At 73.5% G+C, this 23,074-nt stretch carries 22 protein-coding genes; 11 read left to right on the top strand and 11 right to left on the bottom strand.

Annotated elements, in window-relative coordinates; translation table 11 throughout:
* Positions 1–4: 4 nt before the first annotated feature.
* The gene (locus DFJ68_RS15045) at positions 5–946 is read right to left on the bottom strand and encodes an SDR family oxidoreductase (RefSeq protein WP_121034436.1); all 942 of its coding nucleotides are present in this window, start codon (positions 944–946) and stop codon (positions 5–7) included.
* Positions 947–1,014: 68 nt separating this feature from the next.
* Between DFJ68_RS15045 and DFJ68_RS15040 the strand changes: the two genes are divergently transcribed.
* The 5 genes from DFJ68_RS15040 (at position 1,015) to rplI (ending at position 4,309) form a co-directional block, all read left to right on the top strand.
* Positions 1,015–1,944 (top strand): helix-turn-helix transcriptional regulator, encoded by a 930-nt coding sequence (locus DFJ68_RS15040; protein ID WP_121034435.1) that lies wholly within the window; start codon positions 1,015–1,017, stop codon positions 1,942–1,944.
* Positions 1,945–2,410: 466 nt separating this feature from the next.
* Positions 2,411–2,698 (top strand): 30S ribosomal protein S6, encoded by a 288-nt coding sequence (rpsF, locus tag DFJ68_RS15035; protein WP_121034434.1) that lies wholly within the window; start codon positions 2,411–2,413, stop codon positions 2,696–2,698.
* Positions 2,699–2,793: 95 nt separating this feature from the next.
* Positions 2,794–3,435 carry a single-stranded DNA-binding protein gene (locus DFJ68_RS15030; RefSeq protein WP_121034433.1) on the top strand — a complete coding sequence of 214 codons (642 nt, stop codon included), beginning with the start codon at positions 2,794–2,796 and terminating at the stop codon, positions 3,433–3,435.
* A 162-nt stretch (positions 3,436–3,597) separates the two neighbouring features.
* Positions 3,598–3,834, top strand: coding sequence for a 30S ribosomal protein S18 (gene rpsR / locus DFJ68_RS15025; protein ID WP_056779614.1), 237 nt, complete (start codon positions 3,598–3,600; stop codon positions 3,832–3,834).
* 28 nt (positions 3,835–3,862) lie between these two features.
* On the top strand, positions 3,863–4,309 hold the full coding sequence (rplI, locus tag DFJ68_RS15020; RefSeq protein ID WP_121034432.1) for a 50S ribosomal protein L9: 447 nt from the start codon (positions 3,863–3,865) through the stop codon (positions 4,307–4,309).
* 112 nt (positions 4,310–4,421) lie between these two features.
* Here the strand turns inward: rplI and DFJ68_RS15015 are convergent, their stop codons facing one another.
* From DFJ68_RS15015 to DFJ68_RS14995, 5 genes are all read right to left on the bottom strand, one after another.
* On the bottom strand, positions 4,422–5,459 hold the full coding sequence (locus DFJ68_RS15015; protein ID WP_121034431.1) for a LacI family DNA-binding transcriptional regulator: 1,038 nt from the start codon (positions 5,457–5,459) through the stop codon (positions 4,422–4,424).
* Positions 5,456–7,048, bottom strand: coding sequence for a GH1 family beta-glucosidase (locus DFJ68_RS15010; RefSeq protein ID WP_121034430.1), 1,593 nt, complete (start codon positions 7,046–7,048; stop codon positions 5,456–5,458). Before DFJ68_RS15010 ends, DFJ68_RS15015 begins: the two co-directional genes overlap by 4 nt.
* Entirely contained in the window at positions 7,045–7,953 is a 909-nt protein-coding gene (locus DFJ68_RS15005; RefSeq protein ID WP_121034429.1) for a carbohydrate ABC transporter permease, read from the bottom strand. The genes DFJ68_RS15010 and DFJ68_RS15005 overlap by 4 nt, the downstream gene beginning before the upstream one ends.
* The gene (locus tag DFJ68_RS15000) at positions 7,950–8,870 is read right to left on the bottom strand and encodes a carbohydrate ABC transporter permease (protein WP_372498863.1); all 921 of its coding nucleotides are present in this window, start codon (positions 8,868–8,870) and stop codon (positions 7,950–7,952) included. The genes DFJ68_RS15005 and DFJ68_RS15000 overlap by 4 nt, the downstream gene beginning before the upstream one ends.
* Before the next feature lie 245 nt (positions 8,871–9,115).
* Positions 9,116–10,429 carry an ABC transporter substrate-binding protein gene (locus tag DFJ68_RS14995; RefSeq protein ID WP_121034428.1) on the bottom strand — a complete coding sequence of 438 codons (1,314 nt, stop codon included), beginning with the start codon at positions 10,427–10,429 and terminating at the stop codon, positions 9,116–9,118.
* 533 nt (positions 10,430–10,962) lie between these two features.
* Here DFJ68_RS14995 and DFJ68_RS14990 point away from each other — a divergent pair.
* On the top strand, positions 10,963–11,490 hold the full coding sequence (locus DFJ68_RS14990; RefSeq protein ID WP_121034427.1) for an anthrone oxygenase family protein: 528 nt from the start codon (positions 10,963–10,965) through the stop codon (positions 11,488–11,490).
* Positions 11,491–11,502: 12 nt separating this feature from the next.
* Here the strand turns inward: DFJ68_RS14990 and DFJ68_RS14985 are convergent, their stop codons facing one another.
* Both DFJ68_RS14985 and DFJ68_RS14980 read right to left on the bottom strand, forming a co-directional pair.
* Positions 11,503–12,852, bottom strand: a complete 1,350-nt coding sequence (locus tag DFJ68_RS14985; protein ID WP_121035420.1) for an MATE family efflux transporter — start codon at positions 12,850–12,852, stop codon at positions 11,503–11,505.
* A gap of 142 nt (positions 12,853–12,994) precedes the next feature.
* Positions 12,995–13,618 (bottom strand): class I SAM-dependent methyltransferase, encoded by a 624-nt coding sequence (locus DFJ68_RS14980; protein ID WP_121034426.1) that lies wholly within the window; start codon positions 13,616–13,618, stop codon positions 12,995–12,997.
* Between the two features lie 52 nt (positions 13,619–13,670).
* Between DFJ68_RS14980 and DFJ68_RS14975 the strand changes: the two genes are divergently transcribed.
* Complete coding sequence (locus tag DFJ68_RS14975; protein WP_121034425.1) at positions 13,671–14,984, top strand: glycoside hydrolase family 32 protein; 1,314 nt, start codon at positions 13,671–13,673, stop codon at positions 14,982–14,984.
* A gap of 46 nt (positions 14,985–15,030) precedes the next feature.
* Complete coding sequence (locus DFJ68_RS14970) at positions 15,031–15,387, top strand: hypothetical protein (protein ID WP_147431610.1); 357 nt, start codon at positions 15,031–15,033, stop codon at positions 15,385–15,387.
* 55 nt (positions 15,388–15,442) lie between these two features.
* Here DFJ68_RS14970 and nhaA read toward each other — a convergent pair whose 3' ends face one another.
* The 3 genes from nhaA to DFJ68_RS14955 all read right to left on the bottom strand — a co-directional run bounded on the left by nhaA (position 15,443) and on the right by DFJ68_RS14955 (position 18,499).
* The gene (gene nhaA / locus DFJ68_RS14965) at positions 15,443–16,684 is read right to left on the bottom strand and encodes a Na+/H+ antiporter NhaA (RefSeq protein ID WP_245963812.1); all 1,242 of its coding nucleotides are present in this window, start codon (positions 16,682–16,684) and stop codon (positions 15,443–15,445) included.
* Between the two features lie 374 nt (positions 16,685–17,058).
* Complete coding sequence (locus DFJ68_RS14960; protein ID WP_121034422.1) at positions 17,059–18,213, bottom strand: metallophosphoesterase; 1,155 nt, start codon at positions 18,211–18,213, stop codon at positions 17,059–17,061.
* Positions 18,214–18,223: 10 nt separating this feature from the next.
* Positions 18,224–18,499, bottom strand: coding sequence for a DUF2277 domain-containing protein (locus DFJ68_RS14955; protein WP_121034421.1), 276 nt, complete (start codon positions 18,497–18,499; stop codon positions 18,224–18,226).
* A gap of 73 nt (positions 18,500–18,572) precedes the next feature.
* On the opposite strand from DFJ68_RS14955, the gene DFJ68_RS14950 reads away from it, so the two are divergent.
* The 3 genes from DFJ68_RS14950 (at position 18,573) to DFJ68_RS14940 (ending at position 22,623) form a co-directional block, all read left to right on the top strand.
* On the top strand, positions 18,573–20,045 hold the full coding sequence (locus DFJ68_RS14950) for an MFS transporter (RefSeq protein WP_245963680.1): 1,473 nt from the start codon (positions 18,573–18,575) through the stop codon (positions 20,043–20,045).
* A gap of 102 nt (positions 20,046–20,147) precedes the next feature.
* Entirely contained in the window at positions 20,148–21,617 is a 1,470-nt protein-coding gene (gene nagZ, locus DFJ68_RS14945; RefSeq protein WP_245963679.1) for a beta-N-acetylhexosaminidase, read from the top strand.
* Between the two features lie 127 nt (positions 21,618–21,744).
* Positions 21,745–22,623, top strand: coding sequence for a glucosamine-6-phosphate deaminase (locus DFJ68_RS14940; RefSeq protein ID WP_121034419.1), 879 nt, complete (start codon positions 21,745–21,747; stop codon positions 22,621–22,623).
* Positions 22,624–23,074: the final 451 nt, after the last annotated feature.

Raw genomic sequence — 23,074 nt, 5'->3', positions numbered from 1 at the left:
GCGCTCAGCCGGTGAGGGGCAGCCCGACGAGCTCGTGGGTGCGCTCCCAGACGCGCGCGGCCTCGGGCTGGTCGCGCAGCGGCGGGTAGAGACGCTGCGTCGCGGGCGGGCCGCCGACGTGGCCGGGCCCGCCGGGGCCGTACAGCTCGGCGAGGTCGGCGTCGGGCGCAGTCGCCGCCATGAGGGCCGGCAGCGCCGCGCTCTCGACGGTGCCGACGAGGATGCCGCGGGCCGACATCGCGCGGATGACCCGTCGCGCCGTGGTCTCGTCGGCGCGGCCGAGCTCGGGGCGCGCGTCGAGCAGGCTGGTCGGCGCGACGCCGGGGTGCGCGAGCGTGCTCGTCAGGCCCCACCCGTGCTGCCGGCTGCGCCGGTCGAGCTCGAGGCCGAAGAGCCCGAGGGCGATCTTCGAGCGACGGTAGGCGCGCATGCCGGAGTACGAGCGCCGCTCGTGAAGGTCGTCCCACGCCATCGACCCGCGGGCGGCCGCGATGCTCACCTGCGAGACCACGCGGGCGTGCCCTTCGCGCAGCAGGGGCAGCAGCCGCAGCACGAGCGCGGCGTGGCCGAGGTGGTTGGTGCCGAGCTGCAGCTCGAACCCGTCGGCCGTCGTCTGCCGGGTCGGCGGCGTCATGACACCGGCGTTGTTGACGAGCAGGTGCACCGGCGCGCCCTCGTCGGTGAGCGCCGTCGCGAGCTCGGCCACCGACGACAGCGACGACAGGTCGAGGTCGCGCAGCGACACCCGTGCCTGCGGCACGTGCCTCCGGATGCCGGCGAGCGCCGTCTCGCCCTTCGCGCGGTTGCGTACCGGCAGCACGACCTCGGCCCCGGCCTCGGCGAGGCGGGTGGCGACGACGAGGCCGATGCCGTCGCTCGCGCCGGTGACGAGCGCCCGTCGTCCGGTGAGGTCGGGCAGGGTCAGGGTGGGGCCGTGGCGTGTCATGCCCCCACGATGTCCCGGGCCGGGCGGCGGTGGAAGGGCCGGGACATCCACTGACCGGCGGTCAGTGGATGAGGGCGGGGAGCGCGGAGGCCGGCGGTGACAATGGACGGACGCGACCGGCATCCGGTCTGACGACGGGGACGGGGGGCGACGTGCAGGTCGACCGTGAGGGGCTGGCGCGCTACCTGCGCCACCGTCGGGAGTCGCTGCAGCCCGAGGACGTCGGGCTGCCCCGCGGGCGACGGCGCCGTACCCGCGGGCTGCGGCGCGAGGAGGTCGCCTCGCTCTGCCACATGTCGACCGACTACTACGCGCGTCTCGAACGCGGTTCCGGGCCGCACACCTCCGAGCAGATGGTCGCCGCCATCGCGCAGGGTCTGCACCTCTCGCTCGACGAGCGCGACCACCTTTACCGCCTCGCCGGGCACAGCCCGCCGGTGCGCGGGTCCGAGAGCGACCACGTCAGCCCGGGGATGCTGCGCATCCTCGACCGGCTGCACGACACCCCCGCCGAGGTCGTCACCGAGCTCGGCGAGACACTGCGCCAGACCCCGCTCGGCGTGGCCCTCACCGGTGACGCCGCGCGGCTGGAGGGGTCGACGCGCAGCCTCGGCTACCGCTGGTTCACCGACCCCGCGAGCCGACGGCTCTACGCGCCCGACCAGCACGAGCACCTCGGCCGGCTGTGGGCCTCGGGGCTGCGCGAGGTGGCGACGCGGCGCGGACCGGGGTCGCGGGCCGCGCGCATCGTCGACGAGCTGCTCGGTCGCAGCGAGGAGTTCCGTCGCGTGTGGGAGCGCCAGGAGGTGGGGCTGCGGCCGGCGCCGGTCAAGACCTTCGTGCACCCGCAGGTCGGGGAGCTCGAGCTGAGCTGCCAGGTGCTGCTCGACCCCACCCAGGCCCACTCCCTGCTCGTCTACACCGCCGAGGTCGGCAGCGAGAGCCACGAGAGGCTGCAGCTGCTCGCGGTGCTCGGTGCCGAGGTGGCCACACCCTGAGCCCGACGGCGCATCGCGGCGGTGCGCTTCGGCCCGCGCCAGCGCCCGCGCCCGCGCCCGCGCCCGCGCCCGCGCCGTGCTTCGCCGAACGAACCGTTCGGCGTCGAACGCGTCGGTGGCGGCCGAACGCGTCGGTGGCGGCCGAACGCGTCGGTGGCGGCCGAACGCGTCGGTGCACCGGAGCTTTCGCCCTCCATCAGCGCGTTCGACCTCGAACGCTTCGTTCGAGGAGGTCGGGTGCTGCGGGGTGTCCGACCGCCCACCCCGCGGCGGCCGCCTCCCCCGTCGGGGATTTCTCCGGATGCCGCGGGGGCCGCTAGTCTTGCCGGGTTCACCGCGCGCCTGTGGACGGCCGCCGACGCCCGTCGGTGGGGTCTGCAAGGCTGGCGCGCAGTGGGACGAATGCAACCCTCCTGTCACGGGAGAGACTCGTGACCGCCAAGACCAGAGGAGGTGGGTTAGAAGCATGCGTCAGTACGAACTCATGGTCATCCTCGACCCGGAGACCGAAGAGCGCACCGTCGGCACCACGATGGAGCGTTTCCTCAACGTCGTGAAGAACGACGGCGGCACCGTCGACAACGTCGACATCTGGGGCCGTCGCCGCCTCGCCTACGACATCAAGAAGAAGTCCGAGGGCATCTACGTCGTCGTCACCATGACGGCGGAGCCGGCCACGGCCCAGGAGCTCGACCGACAGCTGAACCTCAGCGAGTCGATCATGCGCACGAAGCTGCTGCGCCCCGGCGCCTGAGCAGCATCTGAACCGGTCAGGCACCGGGCCCTCACCGGCCTCGCCCGACCACCCGTCACAGTCATCCCAGTCACTCGGACCCGAGGAAGCGATCCATGGCAGGCGACACCGTCATCACCATCATCGGCAACCTGACCGCCGACCCCGAGCTGCGTTTCACGCCGTCCGGTGCCGCGGTCGCGAACTTCACCGTGGCCTCGACGCCGCGGCAGTTCGACCGTCAGTCCAACGAGTGGAAGGACGGCGAGACCCTGTTCATGCGTTGCTCCGTCTGGCGTGACGCGGCCGAGAACGTGGCCGAGTCGCTCCAGCGCGGGATGCGCGTCATCGCCTCCGGCCGTCTGAAGTCTCGTTCGTACGAGACCAAGGAGGGCGAGAAGCGCACCGTCACCGAGATGGACGTCGACGAGATCGGCCCGTCCCTGCGCAGCGCCACCGCGAAGGTCGCCAAGACCCAGCGTGGCAGCGGCGGGGGCGGCTTCTCCGGCGGCGGCCAGGGCGCCGGCGGCGGCCAGGGCAACCAGGTCGGCGGCCAGGGCGGCCAGGCCGAGGACCCGTGGGCCACCGGTGGTGGCTCGGGCGGTTCCTCGGGCGGCGGCCAGGGTGGCGGCTGGTCCGGTGGCCAGGGCGGCAGCGGCAGTGGCAGCGGTGGCAGCGGTGGCACCCAGGGCGGCCAGAACGGCGGCCAGGGTGGTGGCTGGGGTCAGGCCCCCAGCTACGACGAGCCCCCGTTCTGACCGAGCCGCGACCGGTTCATCCGCCTCTGTCGGAACGTCCGTCCCGCCGCGGCGGGACCCGAGAGGCACCGTGCCCGCTCAGCCCGCTGAGCGGCATCCACATCATGAAGAACCCCATCCCGGGGCCTCGAACCCCGGGCTTTCCCAAAGGAGAGCACCACGATGGCTAAGCCCGTTGTGCGCAAGCCCAAGAAGAAGGCCAACCCGCTCAAGGCGGCGAAGGTCGAGAACATCGACTACAAGGACACCGCGCTGCTGCGCAAGTTCATCTCCGACCGCGGCAAGATCCGCGCGCGTCGGGTGACCGGTGTGTCCACCCAGGAGCAGCGCCTCATCGCCACGGCCGTCAAGAACGCCCGTGAGATGGCTCTGCTGCCCTACTCGAGCTCCGCTCGCTGAGCCCGCTCGAGAAGACCAGGAGAACACCATGAAGCTGATCCTCACGCACGAGGTCTCGGGTCTCGGCGCTGCCGGCGACATCATCGAGGTCAAGGACGGCTACGGCCGCAACTACCTCCTCCCGCGTGGCCTCGCCACCGCCTGGACCAAGGGCGGCCAGAAGCAGGTCGACGCGATCACCAAGGGCCGCGAGGTCCGCGAGATCAAGGACCTCGACACCGCCCGCAACATCAAGGGTCGCCTCGAGTCCACCTCGGTGCAGGTCCCGGCCAAGTCGGGCCAGTCGGGTCGACTCTTCGGCGCCATCAGCAACGGTGACATCGCCGCTGCCGTCAAGGCCGCCGGTGGCCCCGAGCTCGACAAGCGCAAGATCGAGGTGAAGACGCACATCAAGACCCTCGGCTCGTACGAGGCGACCGTGCGCCTGCACCCCGAGGTCGCCGCGACCCTCACGTTCGAGGTAGTCAGCGCCTGAGCGCAGCACCACCGCATCTCAGCACCACAGCACGACAGCACGACCGTTCGGCGAACGGGTCGGGCCCTGCCCTCGCGGCGGCGCCCGGCCCGTTCGGCGTTCCCGGATGCCGTCAGGCCGAGTCGCGCTCGACGAGCCGGGTCCCGAGGGTCGTCACGTGCGGCGGCCTCTCGCCGGCGAGCAGCCGCAGCAGAGTGTCGGCCATGACGATGCCCATCTCCTGCGCCGGCTGCGCGACGGTCGTCAGCCCGATGCGGCCCCGGGTCGCGTACCGGCTGTCGTCGAACCCGACGACGGCGACGTCCTCGGGCACGCGCAGCCCGCGCTCCTCGAGGGCGAGCAGGGCACCGCTCGCCATGAGGTCGCTGGCGACGAAGATCGCGTCGAGGTCGGGGTGGCGGTCGACGAGGGCCAGCGCCGCCCGGATGCCGCCCGCCTCGGTGAAGTCGCCGCGCTCGAGCCGGGTCGCCTCGAGCCCCGCCGCCTCCAGGGCGTCGCGCCAGCCGCGTTCGCGGTCGACGGAGGCGGGCATGTCGTCGGGCCCGGTGATGGTCGCGATGTGGCGCCGGCCGCGGGTAACGAGGTGCTCGACCCCGCGCAGCGCGCCGGCGCGGTTGCCGACGTCGATGTAGTAGTCGCCCGGGTTGGCGACCTCGCCGAGCGGCCGGCCGCCGAACACGACCGGCAGCGACCGACCGAGCGAGGCGAGGAAGTGGTCACCCGAGTGGTGCGACACGACGAGCGCCCCGTCGACGTTGCCGCCGAGCAGGTACCGGCGCGTCTTCTCCGACGGTGAGCTCGGGTGCGTCAGCTGCAGGTTGAGCACGTAGTCGCTGTCGTCGAGCCGCTCGCTGATCCCCTGCACGACGTCGGCGAAGTACGGGTCGCCGAAGAACCGGTGCGCGTCCTCCGGCACGACGAGCGCGATCGACATCGTCGACCGTGCCGCGAGCGACCGCGCCGCCCGGTTGGGCACGTAGTTGAGCTCGGCGATGGCCCGTTCGACGACCGAGAGCACGTCGGGGCTGACCCGAGGGGAGCCGTTGATGACGCGCGACACGGTGGCCCGGGACACGCCGGCGACCCGCGCGACCTCCTCGAGGGTGGGTCGCGCCGCGCCGGCGAGCTCGGCCACCGCGCCGTCGGTCATGGCTGCTCGTCTCCCGCCGGCAGGCGTCTGGTCGCGATGATGCGCGCGTAGTCGAGGGCACTGGCCTTGGGCGTGCGCACCTGGGTCTCGTAGTCCACCCGGACGATACCGAACCGCTTGGCGTAGCCCCAGGCCCATTCGAAGTTGTCGAGCAGGCTCCAGTAGAAGAACCCGTGCACCGGCACGCCCGCGTCGACGGCGTCGAGCACCGCCCCCAGGTGCGCCCGCAGGTAGGCCACCCGTCGGGTGTCGTCGACGAAGCCGGTGGCGTCGGCCTCGTCGTCGAAGGCGGCCCCGTTCTCGGTCACCGACATCCGCACCGCCCGCCCCCGCCCGCAGCCCCGGGCGTAGTCGGCGACGTAGTCGGTGTGCAGGCGGGTGAGCAGCCGGGTCAGGCCGTCGGGCTGGATCTCCCAGTCCATCGCCGTCACGGGCAACCCGCGGGGATGCCGGTACGCCGCCTCCGCGGCCGGGAACGGTGAGCGGGTCGGCCGCCCCGGGTCGGCCTGCCCGTCGACGAGCACCTCGGGCTCGGTGTGCCCGACCGCCTCGCCGTTGTAGTAGTTGACGCCGAGCACGTCGATGGGTGTCGAGATGACCTCGAGGTCGCCGTCCAGGATGTGGCGCTCGAGTCCCAACCCGCGGACGTCGTCGAGCACGTCCGCCGGGTAGCGCCCGAGCAGCACGGGCTCGGCGAAGATCCGGTTCATCTGCCCGTCCACGCGACGCACGGCGTCGAGGTCGCGCGGGTCGGTCGGGTCGACCGGGTCGGCGACGGTGAAGTTGAGCGTCAGGCCGAGCGACAGCGACGGGTCGCGCTCACGCAGCGCCCGCACCGCCAGGCCGTGGCCGAGCAGCAGGTGGTGGGCGGCGGCCAGGCCGTCGGCCGGTGACGTGCGCCCCGGGGCGTGCACCCCGGCGGTGTAGCCGAGGAAGGCCGAGCACCACGGCTCGTTGAGCGTCGTCCACGTCGACACCCGGTCGCCGAGCCGGTCGTGCACGGCGAGGGCGTACTCGACGAAGCGCTCGGCCGTCTCGCGCGAGGTCCAGCCGCCGCGGTCCTCGAGGGCCTGCGGCAGGTCCCAGTGGTAGAGCGTCAGCCACGGCGCGACGTCGTGCTCGACGAGCGAGTCGACGAGGCGGTCGTAGAAGTCGAGGCCGCGGGCGTTGACCGGGCCGCCGTCGGGGCAGACCCGGCCCCACGAGGTCGAGAAGCGGTACGACTGCAGGCCGAGGCGCGCCATGAGCTCGACGTCCTGCTCGAACCGCGCGTGGTGGTCGCAGGCCACGTCCCCGGTGTCGCCGTCGACGACGGCCCCCGGCGTGTGCGAGAAGGTGTCCCAGATCGACGGCGTCCGTCCGTCGACCCGCGCGGCGCCCTCGATCTGGTACGCGGCGGTGGCGGCCCCGAGCACGAACCCGGGCGGGAAGGCGCGCCCACCGGGCGCACCGGCATCCGTCGCGGACGTCAGGCCGGTGAGGTCGAGACCGGTGGGGGCGGCGGCGACGGCGGCGACGGCGAGCCCGCCGTCCGTGCGACCCGAGCCGCTCGAGCGACCCGTGCGGGTGTCGGTGAGGTTGGAGGTCATCCCTTGACCGCTCCTTGCATGATGCCGGACACGAGCTGGCGACCGGCGACGGCGAACACGACGATGAGGGGGAGCGCGGCGAGCACGACCCCGGCGAGCACGAGCGAGTAGTCGACGTAGTACTCGGCCTGAAGCTGCTGCAGCGCGACCGGCAGGGTGGGGTTGCCGGGGTCGAGCACGATGAAGGGCCAGAAGAAGTTGGTCCACGTCGCGATGAAGGTGAAGAGGCCGAGCATGGCGGCCCCGGGTCGGGCGGCCGGCAGCGCGACGTTCCAGAAGGTGCGGAACACCGTGGCCCCGTCGACGCGGGCGGCCTCGATGAGCTCGTCGGGCAGCGCCTCCTTGAGGTACTGCGTCATCCAGAACACACCGAAGGCGTTGACGAGCGACGGGACGATGACGGCGCCCAGGCTGCCGATCCAGCCGAGCTTGCTCATGACGATGAACAGCGGCACGATCCCGAGCTGGGTCGGCACGGCCATCGTCGCGATGACGAAGACGAGCATCCCCTCCTTGCCGCGGAAGCGCAGCTTGGCGAAGGCGAAGCCGGCCAGGGTCGAGAGCAGCACGACGGCGAGCGCGACGACGGTCGAGACGATGACACTGTTGACCATCGCCTTCCAGAACGGCAGCGAGTCGACGACGGTGCGGGCGTTGGCGAGGAAGTTGCCGCCGGGGATGAGCGAGACGGACCCGCTGTTGATGGCGGTGGCGTCCTTGCTGCCGATGACGAACGACCACCACAGCGGGAAGATCGACGCCAGCAGCACGACGACGAGGAAGGCGTAGGCCATCGGGCTGGCCTGGGCGCGGCGCGCGACGCGACGCGTGAGGCGGCGCGGGGCGGGCCCACCGGCATCCGAGGTCGGGGCGCTGCGCACGGGCAGCACGGGGGTGGCGCTCATCGGGACTCCCTCGAGGCGATGCGTCGCGTCACGACGAAGTTGACGAGCGCGAAGACGATGATGATGAGGAAGAGCAGCCACGCGACGGCGGCGGCCCGGCCGAAGTTCTTCTGGGTCCAGCCGATGTTGTAGAGGAAGATCGTCAGCGTCTGCCACTGCCGGTCGGCCCCGCCCTGGCCGGCGCTGTCGAACAGGCGTGGCTCGTCGAAGATCTGCAGGCCCCCGATCGTCGAGGTGAGCACGACGAAGATGATCGTCGCGCGCAGCTGCGGGATGGTGATCGAGAAGAACGTGCGGATGCGCCCGGCACCGTCGATGAGCGCCGCCTCGTAGTAGTCGCGCGGGATGGTCTGCATCGCGGCGAGGAAGATGAGCGCGTTGTAGCCGGTCCAGCGGAAGTTGACCATGCTCGCGATGGCGACGTGGCTGGCGAGGGTGTCCTTGTGCCACGCGATCGGGTCGAGGCCGACCCAGCCGAGGGCCTGGTTGACGAGCCCGAACCGGTCACCGAAGAGGTCGTTGAAGATGAGCACCACCGCGACCGGCGCGATGACGTAGGGCAGCAGCACGCCCATGCGCCAGAACGTCTTCGCCCGCAGCCCCGCGTCGAGCGCGGCCGCGATGAGCACCGCGAAGACCACCTGCGGCACGCTCGAGAGCAAGAAGATGCTCAGGGTGTTGCGCAGGCTGTTCCAGAAGAACGGCTGGCCGAGCACGTCGGTGTAGTTCTTCAGCCCAACGAAGGCGCCCTGCCCGCCGATGAGGTTCCACTGGTGCAGCGAGACCCAGAGGGTGTACCCGAGCGGGAACAGCCCGACGACCGCGAAGAGCAGGAAGAACGGCGAGACGTAGGCGTAGGGCGAGACCTGGGCGTCGAGGCGGCTGAGGCGCTGCCGCAGCGGCGACCGCGGCCGGATGCCGGGTGGCGCGCTCGGGCGCACGGGCGCGGCGGGTGCCGCGTCGGCCCGGTCGCGCCGGGGGGTGGTGACGGTCACTGCTGCTCCTCGATGTCTGGGCGGCGGTCGTGGGCGGGTGTCGTGGTGGGGGCGTGACGGGTGTCGTGGCGACGGTCGGGCGTGGCCGCCCACGCCACCTCGCCCGGGCCGGCCGGCGTGCGGCCGGCCCGGGCGGTGGTGGGGATGGACGGCCCTGGCGCCCTCGGTCAGCCGAGCGCCTGGACGTCGGCCACGAACTTGTCCCACGAGGCGTCGGGCGTCGAGCTGCCGTCCTCGATGCGGGTCAGGGCCTTCTGCATCGCGTCGTTGATGGCGAAGTACTTCGGGCCCTTGAACGGCGCCACGCTGATGCCCTTGAACCGGTCGCTGAAGATCTGGCCGGTCGGCGCGTCGTTGAACGAGGCGACCTTGACCGCGGCGAGGGCCGGGCTGCTCTGGGCCGCCACCTGGCTCGGGAACGCGCCGATCTTCTGGAAGGCCTTGATCTGCTGCTCGGGCGCGGTCAGCCAGTCGGCGAGGGCGCGGGCCTCCTCGGGGTGCTGGCTCTGCTTGGGCACGACGAGGTAGCTGCCGCCCCAGTTGCCGCCGCCACCGGGGAAGGTGTTGGCGATGTCCCAGCCGGTGACGCCCTTGGCGTTGCCCTCGATGATGCCGACCATCCAGCCGGGGCAGAGCATGGTGGCGAAGCCGTCCTTCTGGAAGCTCGCGGTCCAGTCCTTGCCCCACTGCTGCAGCTTGGCCGAGAGGCCGTCGTCGATGCCGGCCTTGACGACCTCGTCGTAGACCTTGCGGACGGCCGGGTTGTCGGCGGCGATGACGTTGCCGTCGGCATCCTCGTAGGTGCTCTCGACCTGGTTGATCATCCCCTGGTACGTGGCGCCGAGGGAGTCGAAGAAGGGGACCTGGCTCTTGGCCGCGAACTGCTTCCCGGCGGCGAAGTAGCTCTCCCACGTCGTGCCGAACCACTTGGCGACCGACTCGCGGTCGCTGGGGAAGCCGGCGGCCTTGACGAGGTCGCTGCGGTAGCAGATGGCCTCGGGACCGGCGTCGGTGCCGTAGCCGACGAGGGCGCCGTTCGCGTCGGTGGCGGCCTTCGTCTTCCAGTCGGGCCAGCGGCCTTCGACGTCGGCGTTCTTGAGATCGACGAACTTGTCGCTGTACTGGAGGATCTCCGGCAGCCAGTCGACCTCGACGGCCTCGACGTCGGCCATGCCGCTGCCGGCCGCGAGGCGGGTGTTGAAGTTGTCGCGCGCCTCGTTCGAGGTCGCCGCCTTCTTGTGCGTGATGGTGATGTTCGGGTGGGCCTTCTCGTACTCCGGGATGAGGTCCTCGTAGCCGAACTGGTTGAACGTCGAGAGCGTCAGGGTGATCTTCTGGTCACCGCCCCCGGCGGCGGCGCTCCCGCCGGCCGCGGCGGTCGGTTCGGGAGCCGAGCTGCACGCCGTGAGGGCCAGCACCCCGATCGAGATGGTGGCGAGCGCGGTAGCGCGCAGGCCGAAGCGGGTCTGTCGGGTTGCCATGAGAGAGCTCCTTCGGTCTCAACCCCAATGTGGTGTGGGAGCGCTCTCCGTGCTCGGAACCGAGCTGTGAGAGCGCTCTCACGGATGAGAATGAGGGGCAGGCAGGATGCCGGTCAAGGGGCGTTATCGATCCGTGACCTCGGGCTGGGGGCGCGATCACGGCCCGGGGTGGGCCCCGTGGGACGGCGCTGGCACGTTGATGGTCGGCCGGTGAGCAGGGGCGCGAACGAGAAAACCCGCCCCTGCTGGCCACGTCGCCGAACTCGGCCAGCAGGAGCGGGTGCCCGTGACCCGGCGATCCGACAGGGGAGGAAGATCACCGAGCCGCACAGGAGCAACTCACGAGAGGAACTCTGCCCCGGGTACCTGAAAGAACCCTGAGAAAGCCGTAGCAGTTGCCCCAGAGTGCCGGCGGCCGGACGACTCGGCCCCGCGGGAGGGTCACGGCTCGCGGGACCGTGCGCCCGGCATCCGGTCTCGTCACGGGCTCGACACGGGTCCGGAGCAGACCCCGGTGCGGTTGACTGACGCCCATGAGCGGGCTGCTGCAGGTCATCGCCCTCGTCACCGCCGTCGCCTCCGGGCTCACGGGCGGTGCGCTGTTCGCCTTCTCGAGCGTCGTCATGCCGGCGCTCGCCCGGGTGCCGCCGGCGACCGCGCTGCCCACCATGCAGGCGGTCAACCGCGTCGCCCCCCGCAGCGCGCTCATGGTGCCGCTCGTCGGGTCGCCGGTGGGCTGCGTCGTCGTCGGGGTCTGGGCGGCCGTCGCGGCGGACGGTCCGACGAGGCTGCTGCTCGTGGCGGGAGCGGTGTTCGGGGTGGCCGCGTTCGTCGTCACGGCGGCGTACCACGTGCCGCGCAACGACGCCCTCGCGCGCGTGCCTCCGGACTCCGCCGGTGCCACCGGTGCCACCGGTTCCACGGGTGAGGCGGGTGCCACGGGCGCCACCGGTGCGTGGGAGTCGTACCGGCCCGGCTGGACGGCGATGAACCACGTGCGGGTCGCGCTCGCCCTGCTCTCGGCGGTGCTCCTCGTCGCGGGGGCCGTGCGGGGCGCCTGACCCGGCGCCGGGTCAGGCCCGTCCGGTCCCGATGACGAGCCAGGCGTCCTGGCGCGACCGCCACCACAGCAGCGCCCCTCGGATGGCCATGAAGGCGGTGAAGGCCAGCCACAGGGCCACGACGTCGCGCACGGCCGAGCCGCTCGACCCGGCGTGGCGCACCCAGAGGATGAAGGGCAGGTAGGCGACGAACCCGGCGACGGAGGCCCAGGCCAGCCAGCGGCCGTCACCGGCGCCGATGAGCACCCCGTCGAGCACGAAGACGTAGCCCGACAGGGCCTGCCCGAGACCGACGACGACGAGGGCGGCGCCGAGCGCCTCGCGCACCTGCGGGTCGCTCGTGAAGAGCGCCGGCACGAGCTGGTGCACGGCCGCGAGCACGAGCCCGACGACGAGCCCGCCCACGACACCCCAGCGGACCATGATGGCGAGGGTGTCACGCACGGCGGCGCGGTCGCCCGCCCCGAGCGCCTTGCCGGTGAGCGCCTGACCGGCGATGGCGAGGGCGTCGAGCGCGAAGGCGAGGAACGACCAGATGGTCAGCGCCACCTGGTGGGCGGCGAGCGGCACGTCACCGAGCGAGGCCGCCACCCACGTCGTGACGAGCATCGTCGCGCGCAGGGCGATGGTGCGCACGAGCAGGGGGATGCCGGTGCGCGCGGCCCCGAGGATGCGGCCGGGGTGGGGCCGCAGCCGGGCCTCGAGGCGGCGGGCGGCGCCGAGCAGCACGACGACGAGCCCGGTCGCCATGCCGGTCTGCGCGATGACTGTCCCCCACGCGGATCCGGCGATGCCCCAACCGAACCCGTAGACGAAGACGAGGTTGAGCACGATGTTGGCGCCGAACCCGACGCCCGAGGCGACGAGCGGGGTGCGGGTGTCCTGCAGGCCGCGCAGCACTCCGGTGACGGCGAGCACGACGAGCATGCCGGGCAGGCCGGCGGCCGAGACCCGCAGGTAGGTCGTGGCCTGCGCGAGGGCGTCGGGTGACGAGCCGAAGAGGGCGCAGATCGGCTCGGCGAAGACGGCGGTGAGCACCGCCACGACCGCGCCGAGCCCGACGGCGAGCCACAGCCCGTCGATGCCGGCCGCGACCGCCGAGCGCTGGTCGCCCGCCCCGAGGTGGCGGGCCACGACGCTCGTCGTGCCGTAGGCGAGGAAGACGAAGACGCCGGCGGCGGTGACGAGGGCGGCGCTGGCGATGCCGAGCCCGGCGAGCGGGACGGTGCCGAGGTGGCCGATGATCGCCGAGTCGGCGAGCAGGAACAGCGGCTCGGCGATGAGGGCCAGGAAGGCCGGGACCGCGAGCCGCGCGATCTCACGCCGGTGCCCCGAGGGCCCGGCCACGTCGGCATCCGGCATGGCCGTCACGCTAGCCGGGACCACCGACGGAGCGCGTCCAGGTCCGGGGCGGCGGCGCCCGACCCCGTGGAGGGTCGTGGTGGCCGTGACGACGACGAACCTCCATGCGACGCAGCGGCACCCCGGCACCCCGGCGCCGGGGTCAGGTCCGGCGGGCCCGTCCGACGTAGAGGAACCCCCACGGGCGCAGCGGCCGGGGGAAGGGGCCGTACTCGCGCTCCATGGCCTCGACCGTCAGCCCTGAGGCGGCCACGAGCTCGTCGACCGGCCGCGTGAGGTGGCAGCCGTCGAAGAGGCGCCGCTGCAGCGGGTCGAGCCGGTGCTGCCACCGGCGCACGGGGGCGTCGGGTGCGAGCCCGTGCTCGAGCAGGTGCAGCGTGCCGCCGGGGCGCAGCACCCGGCGCACCTCGGCCAGCGCGGTCGCGGCGTCGGGCACCGTGCAGAGGGTCAGCGTCGACAGCACCGCGTCGGCGCTGCCGTCGGGCAGGTCGAGCCGGCCGGCGTCGAGCCCGCCACGCGTCACCGGCACCGGAGAGGCGTCACGCGCCGGCTGCGACAGCCGCCACGCGACGTCCGACGGCTCGACCGCCACCACCTCGGTGACCGCGGCCGGCAGCACCCGCAGGTTGGGCCCGCTGCCGAACCCGAGCTCGACGACGCGGCCCTCGAGGCCGTCGCACGCCCGCGCCCGCAGCGCGAGCACCTTCGGCTCGTCGCCGCCGCCGGCCACGAGCCGCGGCACCACCTGGCGCGCCCACCAGCCCATCGGTCGAGCGTACCGGCGCCGTCGACCCCACCCCGTGCCAGAGTGGGCGGCCATGAGCAGCGCGCGACCCGGCATCCACCTCACGGCCGACCGGGGCTGGGTCAACGACCCACTCTCGCCGACGTGGGACGGCGAGCGCTATCACCTGTGGTTCCAGTACGTCCCCGACCGCACGACGTGGGCGCCGACGTGCCACTGGGGTCACGCCGTCAGCGACGACCTGCTGCACTGGGAGGAGCGCGAGGTCGCCCTAGCCCCCGGTGACGGCGACGGTGGCGTGTGGTCCGGCTCCGTCGTGGCCCGCCCCGCCGGTGGCCACCGCGCGTTCTACACCTCGGTCGACGTCGACGACCAGCCGCTCGGGCGGGTGCGGGTGGCCGACGCCGACACCCTCGACGGGCCGTGGGGCAAAGGCGCCGTCGTCGTGACGGCGCCGGAGGGTCTCGGCGTGACGTCGTTCCGCGACCCCTTCGTCTTCGCCGACGGCGACCGGTGGCGTATGTACGTCGGCGCCGCCCTGTCGGATGCCGGTGAGCCGGGTTCCGCTGCCGCCCTGGCGTTCTCGTCGCCCGACCTCGACACGTGGACGTTCGACGGCGTCGCCGCGTCGCGCCCGACGACGGAGACGGAGCCGGTCTGGACGGGCGCCCTCTGGGAGTGCCCGCAGCGCCAGCGAGCCGGGCGGGCCGACGGGGCTGTGGGTTCCGACGGCGCGGTGGAGGTGCTCGTCACGTCGGTCTGGGACCGCGACGTCTTGCACCACGTCGCCGCCGCGACGGGTGTCGCCGACGGCCCGCGCTTCGAGGCCGCGGCGTGGCAGCGGCTGACCCACGGCGACTCGTACTACGCCCCCGCGACGTTCCACGACGCCGACGGCGCCCTCTGCATCGTCTTCTGGATGCGCGGCCTGCTCGACGAGCAGGCCTGTCGCGCAGGGGCACTCAGCGTGCCGCACCGTCTCGACCTCGTCGACGGTCGGCTCGTCGTGCGGCTGCACCCGGCGGTCGCCGCCGCCACGTGGACCGAGCGCGGCGACGCGAACGCGCTGGTGCTCGACCCGGTCGACGCGACCGCCCTCGCCGACGGGGTGAGCCTCGGCGCGGACGGCCGGGTGCGGCTCACGCTCTCGCACCGTGACGGCATCCTCACCGTGCAGCACGACGACACCGCGGTCACGCTGGCGACGCCGGCCGAGGGGGTGCAGGTGCTCGTCGACGGCCCGTGCGTCGAGGTGCTCACCCCGGGCGGTGCCGTGGGCGTCGTGCTCGACGACCTCGGGCGGTGGGACGAGGTGACCGGGCCGTCGGCGGTCGGGGCCGGCTGGGTGGGTCGGCCCGTCTCCGAGGCCGCTCCCGGCGTCGGGTGATGCACTGGTGCCACCCGGGCGGGCCGGGGTGCAGGACGGAGGCGTCATGGCTGGGGTGACCGGTACCGGGGATGCTCGCGAGCCGGGTCGCGACGAGACGCGCGACGGCAGCGGGCCGGTCGAGGCGACGGGTGTGCGCGGCCGACGGGACCACGACGCCCTGCTGCAGGCGATCATCGACCGGCTCGCCGTCGAGGGCGCCGGTCACGACCACGCCGAGCTGCAGCAGCGGCTGGAGGCCGAGATCGCCGCAGCCGGGCTGACCCCGATGCCCCGCCCGTGGGTCGACGCCGTCGTGTCCGGACCCGTCAACGGCGACGCCTACGTTGTGTCGGCGCCGGCGGCCCGCCGGTCGGGCGTGCCGGCCCCCGCGCACCGCGTCTCGTCCGAGATCATCGACTGACCGTTCGTAGGCAGGTCACCGACCGGTCGCCGGCCGGTCGCCGACGCGCTGTGGGTCAGCTGCGCTGGTAGACGTCCGGCGTGCCGTCGTGGTCGTCGTCGGCCTCCTCCTCCTCGCAGGCCCGGCGGTAGGCACGGTTGCGGGTGCGCAGGATGACCGCGGCGATGAGGGCCGCGAGCACCGACCCGGTGAGCACGCCGACCTTGACGTGCTCGTCGCGGGTGCTCCCGCTGCCGAAGGCGAGCTCGCCGATGAGCAACGACACGGTGAAGCCGATGCCGGCGAGCACCGAGAGCCCGAAGACGTCGATCCATCGCAGGTGGCGGTCGAGGCTCGCCCGGGTGAACCGGGCCATGAGGTAGGTCGAGCCGAAGATGCCGACCGCCTTGCCCACGACGAGGCCGACGACGATCCCGATCGCGACGCGGTCGGACAGCGCCTCGACGAAGCCGTTGAGGCCACCGACCGTGACGCCGGCGGCGAAGAGCGCGAAGACCGGGACGGCCAGCCCCGACGACAGCGGGCGGAGGCGGTGCTCGAAGTGCTCGGCCATGCCCGGGCCGGCCTCGGGGCCACCGGCGGCCTGGCTGCGCATCACCGGCACGGTGAAGGCGAGGAGCACGCCGGCCACCGTCGCGTGCACGCCCGAGGCGTGGACGAGGGTCCACGTGACGAGGGCGAGCGGCACGAGGGCCCACCACGAGCGGACCCGCCGCTGCACGAGCAGGCCGAAGGCGGCGAGGGGGACGAGGGCGACGAGCAGCAGCAGCGGCTGCAGGTCGCGGGTGTAGAAGATCGCGATGATCGTGATGGCGAAGAGGTCGTCGACGACTGCGAGGGTGAGCAGGAACGTGCGCAGGGCGGCCGGCAGGTGCGTGCTGATGACGGCGAGCACCGCGAGGGCGAAGGCGATGTCGGTGGCGGTGGGGATGGCCCACCCCTGCAGGGCGCCCGACCCGGTCGTCGCGTTGACGGCGACGAAGATCAGGGCCGGGCCGATCATGCCGCCGAGGGCGGCGACGACCGGCAGGGCCGCCTTGCGGCGGTCGCGCAGGTCGCCCGCGACGAACTCGCGCTTGAGCTCGAGCCCGGCGACGAAGAAGAAGATGGCGAGCAGGCCGTCGGCGGCCCACGAGCCGACCGACAGGTCGAGGTGCAGCTGCTCCGGCCCGAAGCGGAAGTCGCGCACCTGGCCGTAGGTCTCCGACCAGGGCGAGTTGGCCCAGACGAGGGCCACGACCGTCGCGAGCAGCAGCAGGGCCCCGCCGACGGTCTCGCGGCGCAGCACCTCGGTGATGCGCGAGACCTCCGGCCAGCTGCCGCGGCCGAAGAGGGACGAGGTCGTCTCCTCGCTGGAGCTGTCGGTGCGGGCGTCGGTGCGGCTCTCCGCGTCGACCCCGAGGAGGTCGGGGCGGTCCCGTGCGTCGACGGGGGGCTGGGGGCGGTCGGGCTTCTCGGTCACGGAGGACTCCTGCGAGGGCGGTGGTCTCGAGCACGACCGCGCCCGAGAGGGGTCGACGACCCATCTGCCGACCAGACTTCCCGGCGCACCGGCATCCATCGTAGTGGCCGAGAAGGCCTCGTCAGGACGCCGTCCGGCTCCAGAGACGACCCGCCCGGACCGCGAGACGGGCCGGCCGCTCACCCGCCGTCACCGACCCGGCGACGACCTCAGTCGAGGCGCTCGAGCACCTGGCGCTCGCCGTTGCGCAGCGTGATGACGGGGATCTCGGGCGGGGCGAGCACCCGTTCGGGCGGGCCCCACGCGCCGGCGCCCCGCGAGGTGAAGACGGGGACGTCGCCGACGAGCCCGGCCCCGTCGACCATCGGCTGCTGCAGCGGGACGAAGTAGCGGAAAGGCCAGAGCTGCCCGCCGTGGGTGTGGCCCGACAGCTGCAGGTCGACGCCCCGTCCCTGTACCCGCTCGGCCGTCAGCGGCTGGTGGGCGAGCAGGATGGTGAAGTCGTCGGCGGTCGTGCCCGCGAGGGCGGCGTCGACGTCGGTGGCGTCGGCCCCGGTCGCGGTGAGGTCGTTGACGCCGGCGAGGTGCAGCTCGCTGCCGTCGCGCGCGACGACGGTGCCGCGGTTGCGCAGCACGGTCACGCCGAGGGTCTCCCACTGGCGCATCCACGCGTCGGCCTCGCCGGAGATGAACTCGTGGTTGCCGCTGACGGCGTAGACCCCGAGTGGCGCCTCGAGCCCGGCGATGGGGGCGATCGCGTCGGCGACCTGCTCGACCTTGCCGTCGACGAGGTCGCCGCCGAGCAGCACGATGTCGGGGTGCGCCTCGTTGACCCGGTCCACGACCGACTGGGTGAAGGCGCGGTCGCGCACCGGCCCCACGTGCAGGTCGGTGACGAGGGCGATGCGCAGCCGGTCGAGGCCCTCGGGCACTCGGGGACTCGTCAGCATGGCGACGTTGACCGACGGCGTGGCCGCCTCGGAGACGCCGTAGCCCGTCGTGGCGAGCGCGGCCACGACGACGACCGGGGTGCCGAACCGCAGCAGTCGCAGGCGGGCCTGCGGTCGGTGGGCCCGCCGCAGCGCGAGGGCGCCGATCCCGAGCACCACCGACCCGAGCAGCAGGTACCAGGCGAGAGCCAGCCACGTCATTCCCGCCCAGGCCACCCAGCGGGCCGGTCGCGGGTCGATGACCCCCGACTGCATCGCGAAGGCGAGCAGCAGGGCCACCCACCCGAGCGCGAGCGTGAGCGCGACACCGCGGCGCACGGCATCCGGCCAGCGGGGAGCCACGGCGAGGCGGCGGTACAGCAGCAGGCTCAGGAGGGCGAGCGCGACCGCCACGACGAGGACGAAGATCGACAAGGGGTGCCGCTCAGGCGGGGGTGCCGAAGCGCACGGCGTTGCGCGCCATGGCCTTCTCGCGCTCGACCTCACGGCTCTTCGGCGGGGCCGACGTCGTCAGGTGCTCGAGCAGGTGCGCCGTGATGTGCGCGATCTGCTCGACCGCGTCGTCGAAGGCGGCCTGGTTGGCCTGGCTGGGCTTGCTCGCCCCGCTCACCTTGCGCACGTACTGCAGCGCAGCGGCCCGCACCTCGTCACTCGTGGCCGGTGGCTCGAAGTTGTGGAGCTGTCGGATGTTCCTGCACATGTCCCCAGCGTAGGCGTCACCCCCGACGGTGCCGACCGCCTTGCGCGTCGCGCGGCGGGTGCGACGATGAGCCATGAGCCACTCCCCGCAGGGTGCCCCCGGATGCCGGGTGGCGACGTCCGTGCCCCCGTCGGGGGAGTGCCCACAGCGGGAGCAGCTGAGCATGGGTACGCCCCGGGCCCGCCTCGTGCTCTTCACGACCATTCTCGGCAGCGGCATCGCGCTGCTCGACGGGACGGTCGTCAACGTCGCCCTGACCCGCATCGGCCGTGACCTCGAGGCCGACCTCGCGGGCCTGCAGTGGGTGGTCAACGGCTACGCGCTGGCCTTGGCCTCGCTCATCCTGCTCGGCGGTTCGCTGGGTGACCGGTTCGGGCGGGCGCGGGTCTACGCCATCGGCACCGCGGGGTTCGGGCTCGCCTCCATCGGCTGCGCCCTCGCCCCGACGATCGAGACCCTCGTGCTGGCCCGGGTCGTGCAGGGGGTCGCCGCGGCCATGCTCGTCCCGGGCAGCCTCGCCATCCTGCAGGCCTCGTTCACGCGCGAGCACCGCATGGCCGCCATCGGGGCGTGGACCGGCCTGTCGGGCGTCGCGTCGGCGGCGGGGCCGGTGGTCGGGGGCTGGCTCGTCGACCGCGACTGGCGCCTGGCCTTCTGGGTCAACCTGCCGCTCGCGGCCCTCGTCGTGTGGCTCACCCTGACCCGGGTCCCGGAGTCTCGCGACACCGACGGCGACCACCGCTTCGACCGGGCCGGCGTCGTGCTCGCGGTCGTGGCGCTCGGGGCCCTGACCTACGCCCTCACCGTCGGGCCGGCCGGCGGTGGGGTCGGCGGTGGGGCGGTGACGTGGGTGGCCGCGGGGGTCGGGGTGCTCGCCGCCGTCGGGTTCGTCGTGGCCGAACGGCGCTCGACCCACCCGCTCGTGCCGCCGCGGCTCTTCTCCGACCGCACCTTCACCGTCGTCAACGTCGTCACGCTGCTCGTCTACGCCGGGCTGTCGGCGGCCCTGCTCTTCCTCGTCCTGTTCCTGCAGGTCGTGGCCGGCTGGTCGGCGCTCGCGGCGGGGACGGCCAGCCTGCCGCTCAGCCTCGCCATGCTGCTGCTGGCCAGTCGGTTCGGGGCGCTTTCGGCCCGTCACGGGCCCCGCCTCTACATGGTGGCCGGGACCGTGTGCGCCGCCGCCGGGTTCGTGCTGCTCGGCTTCGCGCCGCGCGACCCCACGTACGTCACCGCCGTGCTGCCCGGCATCGCCCTCGTCGGCCTCGGGCTCTCGATGCTCGTGGCTCCGCTCACCGGCACCGTCCTCGCCGCCGCCCCCGACGCCCTCGCCGGCACGGCGAGCGGCGTCAACAACGCGGTCTCGCGCACCGCCGGGCTGCTCGCGGTCGCCGCCCTGCCGCCGCTCGTCGGGCTGGCGGGCGAGGCCTACGCCGACCCCGACGCCATGGCAAGCGCCTACCGGGCCGCGATGTGGGTCTGCGCCGGTCTCGTGGCGGCGGGCGCGGTGCTCACGGCGACCGCGCTACCCCGCCGGCCGGCATCCTGAGGCCAGGGGCAGCGCGCTCGATGCCGTCGCGGACCGCGCTCCCCGTGGGTGCGGGCGCGTCGGCCACGCGCGCTGTCACCGGCGTGTGGTTGCCTGCTTCCTGTGTCAGCGCTGACGAGCCAGGAGAGCGGACCCGACGAGGCGCGGGCGGCGCTGCGCGGGCTCGTGGCCGCCACCCTCATGCCGGGTTTCGTCGGCGCGACCGTGCCCGACTGGGTGCGCCGTGAGCTGCGCGCGGGGCTGCGGGCCGTGTGCCTCTTCGGCACCAACCTCGTCGACGAGGAGCAGTTCTGCGCGCTGTGCGCCGACCTGCGCTCCGAACGTGACGACCTCGTGCTGGCCGTCGACGAGGAGGGCGGCGACGTCACCCGGCTGCACTACCTGACGGGGTCGCCGCAGCCCGGCAACGCGGTGCTCGGGCGGCTCGACGACGTGGCCGTGACCCGTCGGTCGGCGGCGGCCATCGGCCGCGAGCTCGCCGCCCACGGCATCACCCTCGACCTCGCGCCCGTCGTCGACGTCAACTCCGCCGACGAGAACCCGGTCATCGGCGTGCGCAGCTTCGGCGCCGACCCGGCGCTCGCGGCCCGGCACGCGGCCGCCTTCGTCGAGGGGCTGCAGTCGGTGGGGGTGGCTGCCTGCGCGAAGCACTTCCCGGGGCACGGCGACACGGTCACCGACTCCCACCTCGCGCTGCCCCGCGTCGACGTCCCGCGCGATGTGCTGGAGGCGCGCGAGCTGGTGCCCTTCCGCGCGGTGGTGACCGCCGGCGCCGCTGCCGTCATGACCTCGCACATCGTCGTCGGCGCGGTCGACCCCGACCGGCCCGCGACGATGTCGTCGGCAGTGCTGGGCGGGCTGCTGCGCGACGAGCTCGGCTACGACGGCCTGGTCGTCAGCGACGCCCTCGACATGGCGGGGGCGAGCGCCGAGACGGGCATCCCCGAGGCGGCGGTGCGCGCGCTGCAGGCGGGGTGCGACCTGCTCTGCGTCGGGTCGCGCACGACCGAGGCGGAGTACGGCGAGGTGCTCGACGCGCTCGTGGCCGCGGTCGAGCAGGGGCGGCTGCCGCTGGAGCGCGTGCGCGAGGCTGCCGCCCGGGTCGACGCGGTGGCGCAGGCCTACCCAGCCGTGCGCGGCCACAAGACGGCGACAAAGGCAGAGACCGAGGTCGGCGACAGGGGCTCACCGACGAGCGACGCCGAGGTACAGGCCGCCTTCGAGACGGGTCCGGCCTTCGTCTCGTGGCGTGACGCGCCCGGCGACGTGGCCGTCGTGCAGGTCGCCTCCGGCGCCAACCAGGCCGTGGGTCGGGTGCGCTGGGGGCCAGCCGCCGCGGGGCCGACCACCGACGCGGATGCCGTCGCCCCCGGCGCCAAGGTCGCCGTGGTCGGTCGCGGGCTGGGCCCCGACCACCCGGCGTGGGGTGTCGCCACCCGCCTCCGGGAGACCGGCCACGCCGTCCTCGTCGTCGAGTGCGGCTGGCCACGAGGGGGCGCCGACCTCGTCACCTTCGGCGCGTCCCTGGCCGTCGGTCGGGCGCTGCGCGCCCTGCTCGGGGCCGACGGATGAGGGCGGCCGCACGCCTCGGTGCGTCGGGTCTCGTCCTCGGGCCGTCGGCGGGGCGTCCGGCCGCCCCGGCGCGCACGGTGGGCGGGTCGCGGCCCGGCCCGGGTGTCGTGGCTGGGAGGGTGGGCTGATGGAGGTCTTCGTCGTCCCGGATGCCGACGCGGTCGCCTCGTGCGCCGCCCGTGAGGTGCTCGAGGGGCTGGCCCGCGCGACCGCACGCAGGTCGGGCGCCCGCCCACCGGCATCCGGCTCGCCATCGACCGCGAAGGGTCAGGCGGGCGCGGCAGCCGTGGCAGCCGTGGTGCCCGCGGTCAGCGGTCCGGTCGTTCTCGGGCTCGCCACGGGCTCCTCACCCCTCGGGCTCTACCGCGAGCTCGAGCGCGCCCAAGGGGAGGGCCGGGTCGACCTGCGCGCGGCGCACGGCGTGGCGCTCGACGAGTACGTCGGTCTGCCGGCTGGGCACCCGCAGTCGTACCGCGAGGTGCTGCGGCGTGAGGTCGGCGACCGGCTGGGCATCGACGACGCGCGGCTGCACGTCCCCGACGGCGCCCACGACGACGAGGCGTCCCTCGCGGCGGCGGCCGCGGACTACGAGGAGACCATCCGCGGGCTCGGCGGCGTCGACGTGCAGATCCTCGGCATCGGCGTCAACGGCCACCTCGGGTTCAACGAGCCCGGGTCGGCGCTCACGTCGCGCACCCGGGTCAAGCGGCTGGCCGCCAGCACGCGGGAGGAGAACGCGCGGTTCTTCGACTCCGTCGACGACGTGCCGACGCACTGCGTCACCCAGGGGCTCGGCACGGTGCTGTCGGCCCGCCGGCTCGTGCTCGTCGCGACGGGGGAGGCCAAGGCGCGGGCGGTCGCCAACGCCGTCGAGGGGCCATTGACGGCGTCGTGCCCGGCCTCGGTCCTGCAGTGGCACGCGGACGCCGTCGCGGTGCTCGACGAGGCGGCCGCGGGTCTGCTCGCGAACCGTCGGTACTACGACGACTCGGCCGCCGGCCTCTGACCGCGGCCTGGGCCTGGGCCGGGCGGTATATCCGATTCGACACGGGAACGCCAGCCCGGTCCGACATGCGCACGATCGTGGGTTGTGGACAGTGCACAGGGGTGAAGTTTCTTTCCTCCACATGGGTGTGACGGACGTTCTCGCAGGTCGCTGAGCACGAGACAGTCCCTCCCTCTCGGTGCCCACACAGTTGTTCACACACCTTGTCCACACATGTGCACGGCGTGTCGGTGGGTGTTGTCCACTGGTTGTCCACAGGGTTGTCCGGCGACACGCCCCGCCGAGTTGGAGCCGCCCCGCCCGTCTCCCTAGGTTGGGCCGGGCGTCCCGCGGAGGCCGGTTCCCCAGTGTCAGGTGGTGTCAGGCAGTGGCAAGCGGCGTCTGGCAGTGTCGGTGGCCGGTGGTTCAGTGTGGACAGGTGTTCGAGGCGGGCCGGCAGGTTTCGCCGACG

The organism is Terracoccus luteus (assembly GCF_003635045.1).
GTDB classification, from domain to species: domain Bacteria; phylum Actinomycetota; class Actinomycetes; order Actinomycetales; family Dermatophilaceae; genus Terracoccus; species Terracoccus luteus.
This window is presented reverse-complemented; position numbering and strand designations above follow the sequence as displayed.

Coding starts and splice junctions, on each gene's coding strand:
- DFJ68_RS14990 (WP_121034427.1), top strand. CDS start 10,963: ATGAGCGGGCTGCTGCAGGTCATCGCCCTCGTCACCGCCGTCGCCTCC.
- DFJ68_RS15045 (WP_121034436.1), bottom strand. CDS start 946: ATGACACGCCACGGCCCCACCCTGACCCTGCCCGACCTCACCGGACGA.
- DFJ68_RS15015 (WP_121034431.1), bottom strand. CDS start 5,459: ATGACCGACGGCGCGGTGGCCGAGCTCGCCGGCGCGGCGCGACCCACC.
- rplI (WP_121034432.1), top strand. CDS start 3,863: ATGAAGCTGATCCTCACGCACGAGGTCTCGGGTCTCGGCGCTGCCGGC.
- rpsR (WP_056779614.1), top strand. CDS start 3,598: ATGGCTAAGCCCGTTGTGCGCAAGCCCAAGAAGAAGGCCAACCCGCTC.
- DFJ68_RS14970 (WP_147431610.1), top strand. CDS start 15,031: ATGGCTGGGGTGACCGGTACCGGGGATGCTCGCGAGCCGGGTCGCGAC.
- DFJ68_RS14955 (WP_121034421.1), bottom strand. CDS start 18,499: ATGTGCAGGAACATCCGACAGCTCCACAACTTCGAGCCACCGGCCACG.
- DFJ68_RS15005 (WP_121034429.1), bottom strand. CDS start 7,953: ATGAGCGCCACCCCCGTGCTGCCCGTGCGCAGCGCCCCGACCTCGGAT.
- rpsF (WP_121034434.1), top strand. CDS start 2,411: ATGCGTCAGTACGAACTCATGGTCATCCTCGACCCGGAGACCGAAGAG.
- DFJ68_RS14985 (WP_121035420.1), bottom strand. CDS start 12,852: ATGCCGGATGCCGACGTGGCCGGGCCCTCGGGGCACCGGCGTGAGATC.
- DFJ68_RS14940 (WP_121034419.1), top strand. CDS start 21,745: ATGGAGGTCTTCGTCGTCCCGGATGCCGACGCGGTCGCCTCGTGCGCC.
- DFJ68_RS15030 (WP_121034433.1), top strand. CDS start 2,794: ATGGCAGGCGACACCGTCATCACCATCATCGGCAACCTGACCGCCGAC.
- DFJ68_RS14950 (WP_245963680.1), top strand. CDS start 18,573: ATGAGCCACTCCCCGCAGGGTGCCCCCGGATGCCGGGTGGCGACGTCC.
- DFJ68_RS14980 (WP_121034426.1), bottom strand. CDS start 13,618: ATGGGCTGGTGGGCGCGCCAGGTGGTGCCGCGGCTCGTGGCCGGCGGC.
- DFJ68_RS14975 (WP_121034425.1), top strand. CDS start 13,671: ATGAGCAGCGCGCGACCCGGCATCCACCTCACGGCCGACCGGGGCTGG.
- DFJ68_RS14995 (WP_121034428.1), bottom strand. CDS start 10,429: ATGGCAACCCGACAGACCCGCTTCGGCCTGCGCGCTACCGCGCTCGCC.
- DFJ68_RS15040 (WP_121034435.1), top strand. CDS start 1,015: ATGAGGGCGGGGAGCGCGGAGGCCGGCGGTGACAATGGACGGACGCGA.
- DFJ68_RS15010 (WP_121034430.1), bottom strand. CDS start 7,048: ATGACCTCCAACCTCACCGACACCCGCACGGGTCGCTCGAGCGGCTCG.